At 35.0% G+C, this 13,369-nt stretch carries 14 protein-coding genes; 2 read left to right on the forward strand and 12 right to left on the reverse strand.

Features of this window, described 5'->3' with window-relative positions:
- Positions 1 to 55: 55 nt before the first annotated feature.
- From AC6H33_RS09835 to AC6H33_RS09865, 7 genes are all read right to left on the reverse strand, one after another.
- Positions 56 to 2,293, reverse strand: a complete 2,238-nt coding sequence (locus AC6H33_RS09835; protein WP_497604711.1) for an AAA family ATPase — start codon at positions 2,291 to 2,293, stop codon at positions 56 to 58.
- A complete protein-coding gene (locus tag AC6H33_RS09840; RefSeq protein ID WP_497604712.1) occupies positions 2,286 to 3,569 on the reverse strand; it encodes an ATP-binding protein in 1,284 nt (427 codons plus the stop codon). The genes AC6H33_RS09835 and AC6H33_RS09840 overlap by 8 nt, the downstream gene beginning before the upstream one ends.
- Before the next feature lie 45 nt (positions 3,570 to 3,614).
- Positions 3,615 to 3,815 (reverse strand): hypothetical protein, encoded by a 201-nt coding sequence (locus tag AC6H33_RS09845; RefSeq protein WP_497604713.1) that lies wholly within the window; start codon positions 3,813 to 3,815, stop codon positions 3,615 to 3,617.
- Between the two features lie 19 nt (positions 3,816 to 3,834).
- Positions 3,835 to 5,235 (reverse strand): Sau3AI family type II restriction endonuclease, encoded by a 1,401-nt coding sequence (locus AC6H33_RS09850; RefSeq protein ID WP_497604714.1) that lies wholly within the window; start codon positions 5,233 to 5,235, stop codon positions 3,835 to 3,837.
- A gap of 2 nt (positions 5,236 to 5,237) precedes the next feature.
- Positions 5,238 to 6,548 carry a DNA (cytosine-5-)-methyltransferase gene (gene dcm / locus AC6H33_RS09855; RefSeq protein WP_497604715.1) on the reverse strand — a complete coding sequence of 437 codons (1,311 nt, stop codon included), beginning with the start codon at positions 6,546 to 6,548 and terminating at the stop codon, positions 5,238 to 5,240.
- Between the two features lie 81 nt (positions 6,549 to 6,629).
- Positions 6,630 to 7,511, reverse strand: a complete 882-nt coding sequence (gene glyQ / locus AC6H33_RS09860; protein WP_497604716.1) for a glycine--tRNA ligase subunit alpha — start codon at positions 7,509 to 7,511, stop codon at positions 6,630 to 6,632.
- A 45-nt stretch (positions 7,512 to 7,556) separates the two neighbouring features.
- Positions 7,557 to 8,237, reverse strand: a complete 681-nt coding sequence (locus tag AC6H33_RS09865; protein WP_497604717.1) for a MerR family transcriptional regulator — start codon at positions 8,235 to 8,237, stop codon at positions 7,557 to 7,559.
- Between the two features lie 100 nt (positions 8,238 to 8,337).
- On the opposite strand from AC6H33_RS09865, the gene AC6H33_RS09870 reads away from it, so the two are divergent.
- Both AC6H33_RS09870 and AC6H33_RS09875 read left to right on the forward strand, forming a co-directional pair.
- Positions 8,338 to 8,868: a carboxymuconolactone decarboxylase family protein gene (locus tag AC6H33_RS09870; RefSeq protein WP_497604718.1), complete on the forward strand. Its 531-nt coding sequence runs from the start codon at positions 8,338 to 8,340 to the stop codon at positions 8,866 to 8,868.
- A gap of 2 nt (positions 8,869 to 8,870) precedes the next feature.
- Positions 8,871 to 9,314 carry a DsrE family protein gene (locus AC6H33_RS09875; RefSeq protein ID WP_497604719.1) on the forward strand — a complete coding sequence of 148 codons (444 nt, stop codon included), beginning with the start codon at positions 8,871 to 8,873 and terminating at the stop codon, positions 9,312 to 9,314.
- Between the two features lie 3 nt (positions 9,315 to 9,317).
- Here the strand turns inward: AC6H33_RS09875 and AC6H33_RS09880 are convergent, their stop codons facing one another.
- The 5 genes from AC6H33_RS09880 to AC6H33_RS09900 all read right to left on the reverse strand — a co-directional run bounded on the left by AC6H33_RS09880 (position 9,318) and on the right by AC6H33_RS09900 (position 13,335).
- Positions 9,318 to 10,175, reverse strand: coding sequence for a damage-control phosphatase ARMT1 family protein (locus tag AC6H33_RS09880; protein ID WP_497604720.1), 858 nt, complete (start codon positions 10,173 to 10,175; stop codon positions 9,318 to 9,320).
- Between the two features lie 15 nt (positions 10,176 to 10,190).
- The gene (locus tag AC6H33_RS09885; RefSeq protein WP_497604721.1) at positions 10,191 to 10,664 is read right to left on the reverse strand and encodes a DUF3972 domain-containing protein; all 474 of its coding nucleotides are present in this window, start codon (positions 10,662 to 10,664) and stop codon (positions 10,191 to 10,193) included.
- 57 nt (positions 10,665 to 10,721) lie between these two features.
- Positions 10,722 to 11,219 carry a 5-(carboxyamino)imidazole ribonucleotide mutase gene (purE, locus tag AC6H33_RS09890; RefSeq protein WP_497604722.1) on the reverse strand — a complete coding sequence of 166 codons (498 nt, stop codon included), beginning with the start codon at positions 11,217 to 11,219 and terminating at the stop codon, positions 10,722 to 10,724.
- Positions 11,220 to 11,308: 89 nt separating this feature from the next.
- Positions 11,309 to 12,601: a peptidase U32 family protein gene (locus AC6H33_RS09895; RefSeq protein ID WP_497604723.1), complete on the reverse strand. Its 1,293-nt coding sequence runs from the start codon at positions 12,599 to 12,601 to the stop codon at positions 11,309 to 11,311.
- Positions 12,601 to 13,335, reverse strand: a complete 735-nt coding sequence (locus AC6H33_RS09900) for a chemotaxis protein (protein ID WP_497604724.1) — start codon at positions 13,333 to 13,335, stop codon at positions 12,601 to 12,603. Before AC6H33_RS09900 ends, AC6H33_RS09895 begins: the two co-directional genes overlap by 1 nt.
- Positions 13,336 to 13,369 lie beyond the last annotated feature (34 nt).

Here is a 13,369-nt window from a genome sequence, read left to right on the forward strand (position 1 = left end):
TTAAACTCCACAACTGATATTGAGTTATTATAGGTACATGTACATAAATCAATGCTTATAGTTCTAAGAGGACAGTATCTCTTGCAGTGATGTCAAGCTTTTTGCACGCACTCTCAAACGCCATGCTCTCACCAACCAAGATACACTTATGTTTTGCCCTTGTAACAGCCGTATATATGAGCTTTGTGTTGTGCATGATGTAGTGTGAAAAACTCATAGGAATAACCACAATATCATACTCCATTCCTTGAACTTTATGGATTGTAAGCGCGTAAGAGAGCATCAGATGACTACGCAGCTCCTCATACTCATAAACGACCACGACATCCTCATTTGGATAAAAAACGAACACCTGTTCATCATCCTCTTCTATCTTAAAAAGAAGTCCGCTCATACCGTTAAAGATTCGTCTTTGAACCGAATCTTCGCCGCTTTTAAAGCCCTCACCACTCCATGAAGTCATATTTTCATTTTTGGTATGAACCACTTTATCCATCAGCCTAAACTCTGCACCGCCCTTTTTCACGCACTTCTTTGGGTTTGGGTTGAAGTAGTTTTGTAAAACTGTATTTAAGTTGTTTGAGCCAAGTATTCCGCCTTTCATGGGCGTTATAACTTGAAAATAGTTTAGGTACTCTTTTATCTGCTTATTGTTTAGTCTATATCTTGCTTTTTCAATAGAGTCCAGTACTTTATGAGCAATTACCGCCACAATTTGAGCAGAATTTTCATCTCTTTGGCTTGAGAGTTCCGCTTGAGTGAGCTGATTTTTAAGAGCATAGTAGTTTTGTATGCTAACATCTATAAACTCAAAATCCTCATACTCCCTTCTATACTCAGGTACTGCTCCTAGCCGTATATCATTTGCTATGAGAGTAATAGCCTTGTCTTCACTCTGTCTATATATCTTTGTAAGTTTTACAATAGGTGCAAGGCAGAGTGTTAGAGCATCGCTAAGTACGTTCCCAGCCCCAATAGGAGGGAGTTGTGCATCATCTCCAACAACTATAAGGAGTGCATTTTTACTAACTTTTCTAACCAACCTCGCAAACAAAGAGGAGTTTATCATTGAAGCTTCATCTATCAAAACAACGGAGTATGGAAACTCGTCTCTATCTTCAAACTTTACCAAGAGTGATTGAATAGTTGCACTCTCATACCCAGTAGTATCAGCTATGCGCTGTGAGGCAATGCCGCTAAGAGCACATGTAATAATCTCTTTTCTGTCATATTTTATATTTAGCAAATCAAGAATAGTTTTTGAAGTTGTGCTCTTTCCAGTCCCCGCATACCCAACTAAAAAGAGTATAGATGCGCCCTCATTTATCTTCTTTAGCGCCTCTTTTTGCTCATCTCCGAGTTTTAAATCATGCTCACTTAAAAATAGATCTAAATCTTTAACAAAACCACCATTATCAAGTTTTGCTCTTCTTTTAAACTCATCATACAAATACTTCTCTGCATCATAAAGACGAGCAGGAGAGACACGCTCATTTTTCATCAAAACAATGCTCCCCTCACTAACTCTCTCAACTAAAGAAGCCTCATAAAGATAGCTTTTGTCGCTAAAAGTGAGCAGTTCATCAAGCTCACAAAAAAGTATCTCTTTTGCCACGCAAGAGTTACCTTGCTGTTCGCAGTAGTTTAAAAGAACATAATCCATAGCGGAGCTTATGCGGTTCTCATCCTCTTTTGCAACACCCATTTTAAGTGCAAGCTCATCGGCTCTTTTAAAACCGATACTGTTTATGGAAGTAAGAATATATGGGTTGTTTTTTATCTTTGCGCAAGGCTCGTCAACATCTTTCATAGCCGTTGCGATTGTTGTAAGAAGAGCCTGAGACACGTCATAAGGGCTTAAAAACTCGCCCAGTTTTCTCATGGAGCGGAACTTTTTCCAGCTTGTCTGAATCTTTTTTAGACGCTTCTCTTTTATGCCGTTAAACTCTAAAAGTCTCTCTATGTCGTTATCTAAAATATCTATAAGTTTTTCATTTCCAAAATGCTCGATAAGTTCGGCTGATAGCTGTTTTGTAAAACCTTTTACAATTTTGTTTAAAAAGAAAAACAGTTGATTTTGATTTACTTTGATGGAGTCAAATTTGAAAGTTTTACCGTATTTTTTATGCTCTTCCCAAACACCTTTAAGTGTTACGGCAGAACCTTTTATGTGAGACACTTCACTCTCATAGTAAGAGCCACTTATCTTCTCTCCGCTCTTAAGCACTGCTATGAAAAATGCTTCTTCTTCGAAAAGAATTTTGTCAATTTGACCTATTAGGGTTTCATTCAATATTTAAACCTTCATCGGCCTCAAGCAAAAATCTATCTATACTTAGCACTTCCACACCATTGATTGCGTCGTTTGCATCATATGTTATCAAGATACATCTATCATCCTCTTTTTTGAACTCTACAAAAGTGTTTAACTCTCTTTTTTTTGTTTTTTCATCACTTATATCATACGCAACTTGATACAATCTATTTTGCGTATAAAAATCGATCTCTTGATTATCTTTCCTGTATGTAACTTTTTCATCTTTTTTATATAGTTCGTTAAATACCAAATTTTCCAAGGCAGTACCTAGATTTTTTGTTCTATTGACTCCTAAATTTAAAAAACCGTTATCACTCAAATAGAGTTTTTTAGCAGATTTTATTTGCGAAGTCAGCTTATCGTGATACGCAGAAACAGTATGGATTAAAAAATTATCTTCAAAATAGCCGATGTACTCTTTTATCATTTTTGGATCAACGCCGAGTTTTTTAGCCAATGAACTATAGTTGAGTGTTGTTGCAGCATTTGAGACAAGATAATAAAAGAGGTCTCTTATTATTTGAGAGCTTTTTATGTTGTATCTTGGAACTATATCTTTGAGTATGATATCTTCAGCCACATTCATGAGATACTCTTTTTTTAGCATCTCATCGTTATTTGATATCACCGAGTAGTATCCGCCCCATTTAAGATACTCATCCATAGCTCTGCTTATCTCGATTTTATTTGCCGTTCTTTGAATTTTCGTGGAAAAATCTATATTTTTAAAATGTAAAAATTCCCTAAAATTAAAACTATGTATCTCAAGCCTCAACACTCTACCCGTTAAAACTGTTGCATAGTTTGAAGTTAAAAGCGATGCGTTTGAACCGGTTATGATAAACTTAATATTGGAGTTCTCATATTTTGATTTTACAAAGATTTCCCAATTTTGAAAAATTTGCACCTCGTCTATGAAAAAAAATATTCTGTTTTGCATGTTTGGATTTGCAAGTTTTAAGTACGCATCAAAAATCACTCCAAGATACGAGGCGTCATCTTTGTACGGAATAAATTCCGGTTTTTCCAAATTGATGAAAAATATATTTTTTGCTTCAACGCTCTTTAAAAGCTCATGGATAAGCAATTTTGCCAAAGTGCTTTTCCCTACGCGTCTCGCACCAACAAGAGCCAAAATCTCTTTTGTGCCAAGAAATTTCAGAGCTTTATCTAAAATCTCTCTTGAGATAAAATCACCGTATATGCTCTGATTTACCCAATGCCGATTATCTTCTAAAAGAATTGAATCCATATTTATTTCCAAAATAAAGAGTGTATTCCTAATAATACACTATTTTTAGGAATTCTTAGCTTTTTTTATAATTTCTAAGCACTCTTCAAACCCCTCAGCCTTGCCAGCAAAAAATTCATTTAAACCATATTCTTCTATATTAACTGATTCACAAATATCTATCTTCCAAAGATTCCTATACTCTTTTGCTGCCATCTCGATTTGTTTGAGAACATTTTCGTAAGCTATTTCTTTTGATACAGGCATCAATTTACTCCTAAATTTTCTAATCTTTCAAATAGATTTGTTTGATATAACTGTTGTTTAGCCAAAAACAATGTTTTGTATATTTCTCGGCTTGCGTCATTTTATCTTTTATTGGCAATTCAATAACATCATCGGCATTGAGTGCATGAGGTCTTACATGAGATACTGAACTGAATTTTTTAGATGGAAAATTTGTTATTCTTGTTTTTTTACCATTTTTATCTACTTTAAAATCTTTTACAATCTTTCCACTTAAAATTACTTGTTTTGTTTGCTCCCATACTTTTTGCACTTCATTTATATCTTTATAAGGCATATTCCAAAATTTTACTTTTTTTAAAACAAGTTGCTCATTTTCAAATTTAAAAAAAACGAATAAAAATTTATGTTCTAAAATATCTTTCATATCAGACTCTTCCCACTTCTGCAGAACAATATCTTTATATTTAAATACTGCAAATGAGATATCTTCAGCAGGAAGGTCATTTTCTTTTAAACGCACAGTTTTAACTATAATATCAGCTTTTGAAAACTCTTCAATCTCTTTGTTTAACTCAATTCCTAAAATTGCTTTTGAAAGATTTGCATAAAAATTTTTTGCACTTTGATTGATCTGCATATCAAGTATTGCTAAAATTTCTAAAATTGTCTTACCGTAGTAAGATTTAAATTTTGAAACTACTATCTCTTCCAACGAAGATGATTTTGCAACCTCTAAAGAAGAAATAATTTTTCCATATATTGGATTTTTATTAGAAAGTGAGGCTATGATATGGTTAACATACCCTTGTTTCAGAGAATAAGCTCTTTGTTTCGCTTTTATTTGTGAAAAGGGCTGTTCTCGTAAATTACCACCTTTTGAACCTTTCGTACAAGCTCCTAAGTAAAGCGTATCTCCTTCAGAGAGCTCATGTGCTTTTCCATTTTTTATCTTGTTTGTGATTATCTCCCAGTCATTTTTTATAATCTCTAAATCAATTTCAGGAAAATACCACTCATCTACTATTTCAATTGTATAGTCTAAAAAGTTTTTTTCTAATTCGTGAAGATAAAAAATTAAAAGTAAGTTTTTGTTTTTTTTCCAAAAAGAACTCTTGTCAAAAGTTTGCTCAGCAACTTCCATAAAATTAATTATGTTTAAAACTAATCTTTCTTTTGAAACATATTGAAGTTTCTTTAATCTTTTTATCGGTGATGTTTTTAATTCAAGTTCAACTTCTTTGAAGTCAGCTTCAGAGTTCGAATTTGCTTCATATAAAAAATAGTACTTTTCTAAAATCTGACCAAAATTTCCTTTATTCTTTATTTTATTTGATTCAAGAATCTCTTCACATTTAAACCTTAGTGTTTGATGAATCAATTCTTTAGCATAGGCGACAATAGAAGCTTTGCTATGTTTGTTGTACGGAAATTTTGTCATTATTATAGTTCTTCAAGTAATTTTCTTCCAAGCTTCTCAACTATTCCTACAACTAAAGCATTCCCCATCAGAAAAGCTCTTTTTGTGTCACTTATGCCCGCTGTATGATTGTCAGGAAACATATTCAGCCTTTCTAATTCCAATGGTGTTAATCTTCTATATTTTCCATTTATATGAATAACGTGTTTAAATCTTGATGCACTTGCTCCACCTTCTCCTGTAATAATAGTTCTTGAAGGCTTATTTAAACAATCTGGAAAACCCATAGAACCTTCACTATAAAGATATTTATGTCCTGTTGTTTTATTTACTCTCTCGATTGATTTTGAGCCTTTGTGATATTTCCATTTTTCAAGCTCTTCATCACTTATATAAAACTCTTTTGGCACATCTTTTTCATGTTGTAAAAAATCGCCAAGAACACTAAAGCTCCCTTGATGTTCAGCTTTACATGTAGCTGTATAATAGACTCCATCTATCATGTATCCAGAGTCGTAAAAACTATTTTTATTAGGAGTGTTTTTATTGAAATTATCTGTAATCTCAACCAAGTCGTCAGAGAGTTTTAATGAGAATATATCATCTTTTTGAATCATCTTTGTAGGAAAAGTTTTGGCAAAGATTCCATCTTTGTTCAGTAACTCAAACGGTGTTTTTTGTTGCAAATTTAAATACGGTTTTGTTCCATTTTTATAGGCCATTATAAAAACTCTTCGTCTTCTTTGTGGCATCCCATAATCACTTGCATTTATAACTCTCCACTCAACTCCATAACCAAGAGAATTGAGCGATGAGAGGATAATTGCAAAATCTCTTCCTCTTTGGAAAGCAGGAGATTTTAAAAGCCTATCTACATTCTCAAGTAGAAGATACTTTGGTGTTTTCTCTTTTTTTTGCTCTAGAATTCTATATATCTCCCACCATAAGACACCCTTTTTACCAACAATTCCATGTGAATTTTTAAGAGTGCTTGCAACAGAATAGTCTTGACATGGAAAACCGCCTACAAGTAAATCGTGGTCTGGGATTTGAGAAACATCTACAGTAGAAATGTCATCATTTGAGTGATTTTCATAACCAAACCTAGCGCAATATATATCAGAAGCATGTTGCGTTTTTGTGGATGGTTCCCACTGGTTACTCCAAACTACTCTATAAAATTTGTTTTTTAAACTAGCTTTTTCTAAACCAAGTCTAAAACCGCCAACTCCTGCAAATAATTCAATAGTCCTAATGGATAATAATTGTGATATTTGCATATTCATATTTAACTCATCTTTGTAGTTGTATGTAAATAAATTTGGTAGTTTCATACTATTTCCCCTAAATTAAATTAGGTTTTATAGTAACTAGAAATATTTAATTTTATAAAAAATATGACAAATTGTCATATTTTACGCTTTTACCCTCTTATTTCTATCCTCTTCTTGCGCTTTATAAAGCTCCGCGCACCCTTTTGAGAGTTCACGAATTTTTAGTATATAGTTCTGTCTCTCTGTTTGTGAGATTGCTTTTCTTGCATCAAGTACATTAAAAGTGTTTGCCGCCATCATACACAAATCATAGGCTGGAAGAGGAAGCCCTGCCTCTATAGTTTTTAAACACTCCTCACTCTTTGCATTAAACTCTGCAAATAACATCTCAGTATCTGCTATCTCAAAATTATACTTACTAAACTCTATCTCAGCCTCTTTATGAACATCGCGGTAGAGTGTTTTTCCATGCTCATTTTCGCCCCAAACTATGTCAAACACAGTGTCCACACCTTGCAGATACATAGCGAGTCTCTCAGTTCCGTAAGTTATCTCAACCGCAACAGGACTGCACTCTATCCCGCCAACTTGTTGAAAATATGTAAATTGCGTAACTTCCATGCCGTTTAGCCAGACTTCCCAGCCAAGACCCCATGCACCAAGAGTTGGAGACTCCCAGTTATCTTCTACAAAGCGTATATCATGGTTTTTTACATCAAGCCCGAGATACTCTAAAGATTTTAGGTAAAGCTCTTGAATGTTATCAGGGGAAGGTTTTATAAGTGCTTGAAATTGGTAGTAACTTCCCAAACGGTTTGGATTTTCTCCGTATCTTCCGTCAGTTGGACGGCGAGAAGGTGCGACATAGGCAACCGACCATGGAGTTGAATCTAGTGAGCGTAAAAATGTAGCAGGATGGAATGTTCCCGCACCTGCTGGGATATCGTAAGGTTGAACGATATTACACCCCTGTTTCATCCAAAATTCTTGTAGTTTTAGTAACATGGAGCTAAAAGTTATCATGAGGGCCTCTTGTAAATAGTTGCGCAATTATAACAAAGCAATACTTTACTTTTTTGAAATCTCCTCTTTAAGCGCCTCATATAAAACTTTATGTGTTGAGCGCTTATGTATGTACTCTTTTGCACCAAAGAGTGTCTCAAACATGATTTTCCATAGAGTTTGAAAGTTATCATCATCTCTAATTGCACATAAATTTTTCTGCATTTTGTATTCAAGTTCTGCTAAAGCTTTTGCGTGAGCAACATACTCGCTTAGGATGTTATGCTCAACTCCCATCTCTTGAAAGTTTTTTACAAGCTTGATTAGAGAAGCCTCTTTTTGCGTAAAGTCATCACTCCCCAGAGGCATTAAAATATCATCTTTTAATAGCTCTTCTAAAAACTCTCTCTCAATATTATACTCATTTAAAAACTCCTCTTTTGTGTAGTGTTTTGCATTTTTGGGGATATTTTCTAGTGTCTGCATCATGGGTGCTATCATCGAAAAAGAGCTGGATAAAGAGCTGTTTTTATTTTTTAGCATTGTTTTGAGCTCTTCGTTAGAGCTCCCCATCTCTTGCTTCATGTAGCGTATGTACTCTAGAAGCTCTACATGTTCATCTGCGTATCTATGAACATTTGATTTTAGTTTTTTTGCCTCTGGGAGCAATCCTTCTCTTATATAATATAAAATTGTTGATTTTGGCGTCTGCGTCAGTTCTACTAACTCGGATATTTTATATTCCATCTTCTAACCTGTTAATTTTTCTCTAAGAATTGTACTCTATAATTTTAAACGTTAAGCGCTACTTAACGTTTTTATAGAAACTAAACCTAAAAGGGAAAAAATGGCACATATTAAACTACCAGAATTTGAAGAGATGACTACAGCAATCCAAGAGAGAGCTCGTCCTATTTTAGAAAAAACAGGAAAACTGGGCGAAATATTTAAGCTCATGGCAATGGATGAGAAAATCTACTTTGCAACTGATATGATGATTCAAAAATATCTTCTTGATGAAACAACTCTCTCTTACGACACAAAAGAGGCTATCGCGCTTCTGGTTTCAAAAGAGAACGGATGCAAAATGTGCGTTGACGTTCATAAAGGTATCGCAAAAATGCTCGGGTTGTCTGATGAAAAAATTGAAAAAATATTAGAGGGTGTAGATGCCATAAATACAGATGCAAAAGAGAAAGCTCTTCTAAACTTCTGTCTAAGAGCTGCTCAAAAAGATAGCTACAAGATACTAAAAGAGGATATTGATGCTATTAGAGATTTAGGTTACAGCGATGCACAGATTCTTGAAGCAGTCGCAATTACTGGATATTTCAACTACATAAACACACTCTCAAATGTTTTTGGGTTAGGTCAGTAATCGTGAGAAATATTTTCATTCTTATATCTATATTTTTGAGTATGGCAAGTGCGCATGAGTACAAAACTGTTTTTGACTGTAATGCAAAAGATATGTCATACGTTGCCAGTAGAATGGTACTAGTAGAGAGAACTATGGATATGATTGAGAAAAATGGTGATAGTGTAAATTTTGCTATAACTCTGCATGGAAGTTGCGCGAAGATTGTCTCTAAAGATTATGATTTAATTGTAAAAGATGATGAGATAAAAAGCGCGGAACTAGCCCAAGCTGAGCTGATAAAACTTGATAAAAGAGGGGTTAAGATTGTTGTTTGTGCTATGAGTTTAAATGCAAATGCAATTGATGAGAGTAGCGTAATCCCGTCTGTAAAAATTTCTCCAAATAGCTTCTTAGATACTATAAAGTACCAAAATGATGGTTACGCGCTTATGGTTTTTGAGTAGTTTTTATACGATTTTACAGATTATATCGCCTATCTCTTTGTTTAAGTGCGCCCCAACAACTGCGCACTTAACTTTGAGTAAAAAACATATGTCAGCCCTATGTGATGGGCTCATACACTCGTAGTTTCCCATCCCTTTGCTTATTACCAAATCAACCTTGTCAAAGAGCTCTCTTGAGTAAGCGTTAGCCCTAGTATATGCAAATCCTGGACTATTTACACCGCTGTCAACAAGCTCACAAAGCTCATCAAATCCAGCTTCTCTTGCCTCTTTCATAGTTACATCATTTATGATTGGGTTTCCACGAACCATATATGAAAACTTTATCTCTGGGTAGAACTCTTTGAGTGTTTCAATAAACATATAATCAAAAATATGCTCACCTACATTATCTCCGATTATTAAAACACTCGTTGCGCTTTGAAGTTTTTTTTCAAAGAGAGAAAAATCATCATGGGCGAAATCAGTATAAAAGATTTTATCAAGCTCATCTTTTAAGTCAAACTCCACTTCAGCAGCGAGGTCAATAACATTTCCAGCCACGGCTATTTTTGTAGCGGTCAATAACTTGTTTTTTGATTTTGAGAGTTTATCTTTTAAGAGCGGAACAAAAGAGAGTGCTTTTTTTGTTGAGAGCTCTTTTACTTCATCGTATAAATCTATTTTATTGGCTATTTGCGCCATTTTTTCATAAACATAAGAGGCTATTTCAGGAGGAGCGTCGCTAAAGGAGAAAGATTTGCTCATCTCCTCTACACTTGAAGTTAATTTTTTAGAAAGCGCCTCATCTGCGCCAATTGCATTTGCTACTTTTACACTTTGATTTATTATACATGTAACACAAGCTTCATCTATATTCATACTATAAAATATCTACTACTTATCAGTGTGTTCGTCTATGGCTTTGTTCCACATAAGTTTATATTTTCTTCTCATAAACTCGACTTCTTGCTGGGAGAGCTTTAACTGCTCTTGGAGTGTATGTATCGTTTTTCTATCTTCATCATAAAGCTCTTGAAGAGAACCAAGAGCTTCTCTTAAAAACTCATTTTCAACTCTTACTGCTTTTAGTGTTTCATCTTTTGCGTCAAGGACTTTCTCATGTAGATTTATGATAGTGCCTATTGTTTTTTCAACAAATTGAGGTTGGACTAACATCTCTTTTGTGTTATGCGCAGAGAGCTCTCTTAGTTGGGCAGGAACTACTTCTCTAGCTCCCTTTGATGGATCAATATATCTGATACCATCCTCAACTTTTAGAGTAAGTTTACCTCTTTGAGCCAAATCATCGATAGCAGATATATCCAGCCCTGTTAGCTCCATATACTCTTCATCACGCATCCACTTCATAGATATTCCTTTAATTTATTTCACACCCACAAAAGGCACCTAGTAAATCTTTCATCACTATGAAATTATAGTTTCTATCTCCAGCGAATCCATCTCAACTTTTTTAGCCTTAGCTATACGATCCTCTTTTAGCTTGACAGCTAACTCTTCATTTTCAAGCGCTAAGATTTGCATAGCTAAATATGCAGAGTTTATAGCTCCTGCTTTTCCTATTGCAACTGTAGCAACTGGCATTCCAGCTGGCATTTGAACAGTTGAAAGAAGTGCATCTATACCACTTAAAGCTGATGCACTCATAGGAACACCGATAATAGGTTTTACAGTTTTAGAAGATAAAACACCTGCCAAGTGAGCAGCCATACCAGCCGCCGCTATAAAAACTTGAGCACCCTTTTTTTCTGCTGCTACAATGTAATCTTTTGTTCTCTCAGGAGAGCGATGTGCTGAAGATATAATCATCTCATAAGAGACACCAAACGCCTCAAGCGTATCTGAACAAGACTTCATAATCTCATAATCACTTCTGCTGCCTATTACAATTGAAACAAATTTCATCTATCTATCTTCCTTATTTTTGATGGGCGATTATATCACAGCTTTTTAAATTTGCTTTTCCATGTAAGTGAAGTTAGAGCATACATATTTTATGCTTTTGGATATGTTCCCATCTCTGCAGAAGCTGGAATTCTTAAGAATGTATACGGAGGCAGTTTTATTGGAAGTGTTATAGGATTTAAGTTTCCACTATGCACCTCATCCCAAACTTTTCTATTCTCGGCTACAAGTTTTTTCAACTTCATATAAACTCTGCCATCTCTCTCATAAGTAGTGCCTATTTCATTGTCTACTATCTCTATTTTTGCGTCAAGAGGAGCAACAAGTTCTAGCTCATCATTTGGCAAAGTTTTGTATTTGCACAAAAAATGTGTCCCTCTCTCATCCACTTGTCCACTAACTTGATGAGTTCCAAGCTGCATAGTAAAATCAAGGCTTTGAGTATCATGCTTTTCAAAAGGTCTTGAGATAAGATAAGCATCTGTATAGCCTCTGTTTTGAAGAGACTCAAGCTCATATTGGTATTTTTGAACATCATTTATGCCGTTATAGTAGTCATTTAACGCCATTCTGTACGCTTTTGCACTAACTGCTGCATAGTATGATGTTTTTGTACGACCTTCGATTTTTATAGAATCAACCGCGCCAGTATCAAGTATCTCTTTTATATGTGAAGCAAGATTTAAATCTTTTGAATTCATGATATAAGTTCCAACACCCTCATCTTCTTCAAGCCTAAAGAGTGTTCCAGTCTCTGGATTTGCGGCGTACATCTCATAAGGAAATCTACAATCATTTGCACAACTTCCACGATTTGGAACGCGCCCACTTTGAAGAGTAGAGATAAGACATCGTCCGCTGTATGCAAAACACATAGAGCCGTGAACGAATACTTCAAGTTCCAACTCTGGAAGCTCTTTTTTTATCTCCACCAAATCACGAAGTGAAATCTCTCTTGCCGTAATAATACGAGTAGCTCCCATATCATAGTAAACTTTTGCATCAAGAACATTCATAACATTGGCTTGAGTTGAGAGATGAAGTGGCATATCAGGAGCTAACTCATGACATAGTTTTAGAACACCTGGTGTTGCAACTATAAAAGCGTCAGGCTTTAACTCAGTCATTTTTAAAATATGTTTTTTTAAAAGATTTAGCTGTGAGTTAAAAGGAAACCCGTTTATTGTTGCATAGACTTTTTTGCCTCTTGCATGTGCGTAAGCTATGCCCTCTTCAAACTCTTCAAAACTAAACTCTTTTCCAGAACGAATACGCAAAGAGAAGTGACTTACTCCGCCATAAACAGCATCTGCCCCAAAATCAATAGCAATTTTTAACTTCTCTAATGTTCCCGCAGGAGACAACAATTCAACTTGACTCATTATTTTGCAAAACTTGCGAGTAGCGCTTCTATATCTTCATTTGAAGCAAGTTCGTTATGAGTGTCTCCAGCAATATGTTGAGCAGAAGAGACCCTTTTGTCGTCATCAATTCTACCCTCAAAAAGAGAGTTCATATAGTTAGAGAGTGCGCGCATAACGTTTATAACACGCTCTATCTTTTGACGATGAATATCTTGATACTGCATAATATCCATAACACTCATGATAGAATCTCCGCCAGACTGAAGAGCATCTGCTATCTGATTTGCTTCATCAAGCGCTGTAGTGTTTTTTTCCAGTTGAACAGCAAAAGCTTCAACATCTGGAAATTTTTTATTTAATGTTATAAATAACTTAATATTGCTCTCTAGAGTCTCAACAACTGTATTAACAAAATCCTCACTCTCCATAAGCTTATTTGAAACACCATCTATAATATCAAATATCTCACTAGCTTTCTCTTCACTCTCTTTTGTTACATCATCTAACTGATGAACCATTTTGTTCTCATCAGTAGCTGGCATAGGCCAGTGATGAGCAGTTTGTTTTGTGTATCCAACTGGTTCTTCTCTATCTTTTTTTACACCAACATCTTCTTCTGCTTCCAACTCATCAAATGACTCATCTTCTGCTACTTCCAAATCATCTTGCACAGAAGTACTTTGCTCATCTTCAAAAGAATCCATATCATCAATATCGCCGCTCATTAAAGCATCAAGTTCTTCTTGAGTCATAATTACTTCTCCATATATATCAAATTATCTAAAT

The sequence above is a fragment of the Sulfurimonas limnophila genome (assembly GCF_059705345.1).

Bases quoted from the DNA above. Each gene is read 5' to 3' on its own strand.
- AC6H33_RS09840 (WP_497604712.1), bottom strand. From the start codon at position 3,569: ATGGATTCAATTCTTTTAGAAGATAATCGGCATTGGGTAAATCAGAGC.
- AC6H33_RS09845 (WP_497604713.1), bottom strand. From the start codon at position 3,815: ATGCCTGTATCAAAAGAAATAGCTTACGAAAATGTTCTCAAACAAATC.
- AC6H33_RS09850 (WP_497604714.1), bottom strand. From the start codon at position 5,235: ATGACAAAATTTCCGTACAACAAACATAGCAAAGCTTCTATTGTCGCC.
- dcm (WP_497604715.1), bottom strand. From the start codon at position 6,548: ATGAAACTACCAAATTTATTTACATACAACTACAAAGATGAGTTAAAT.
- glyQ (WP_497604716.1), bottom strand. From the start codon at position 7,511: ATGATAACTTTTAGCTCCATGTTACTAAAACTACAAGAATTTTGGATG.
- AC6H33_RS09865 (WP_497604717.1), bottom strand. From the start codon at position 8,237: ATGGAATATAAAATATCCGAGTTAGTAGAACTGACGCAGACGCCAAAA.
- AC6H33_RS09870 (WP_497604718.1), top strand. From the start codon at position 8,338: ATGGCACATATTAAACTACCAGAATTTGAAGAGATGACTACAGCAATC.
- AC6H33_RS09880 (WP_497604720.1), bottom strand. From the start codon at position 10,175: ATGAATATAGATGAAGCTTGTGTTACATGTATAATAAATCAAAGTGTA.
- AC6H33_RS09885 (WP_497604721.1), bottom strand. From the start codon at position 10,664: ATGAAGTGGATGCGTGATGAAGAGTATATGGAGCTAACAGGGCTGGAT.
- purE (WP_497604722.1), bottom strand. From the start codon at position 11,219: ATGAAATTTGTTTCAATTGTAATAGGCAGCAGAAGTGATTATGAGATT.
- AC6H33_RS09895 (WP_497604723.1), bottom strand. From the start codon at position 12,601: ATGAGTCAAGTTGAATTGTTGTCTCCTGCGGGAACATTAGAGAAGTTA.
- AC6H33_RS09900 (WP_497604724.1), bottom strand. From the start codon at position 13,335: ATGACTCAAGAAGAACTTGATGCTTTAATGAGCGGCGATATTGATGAT.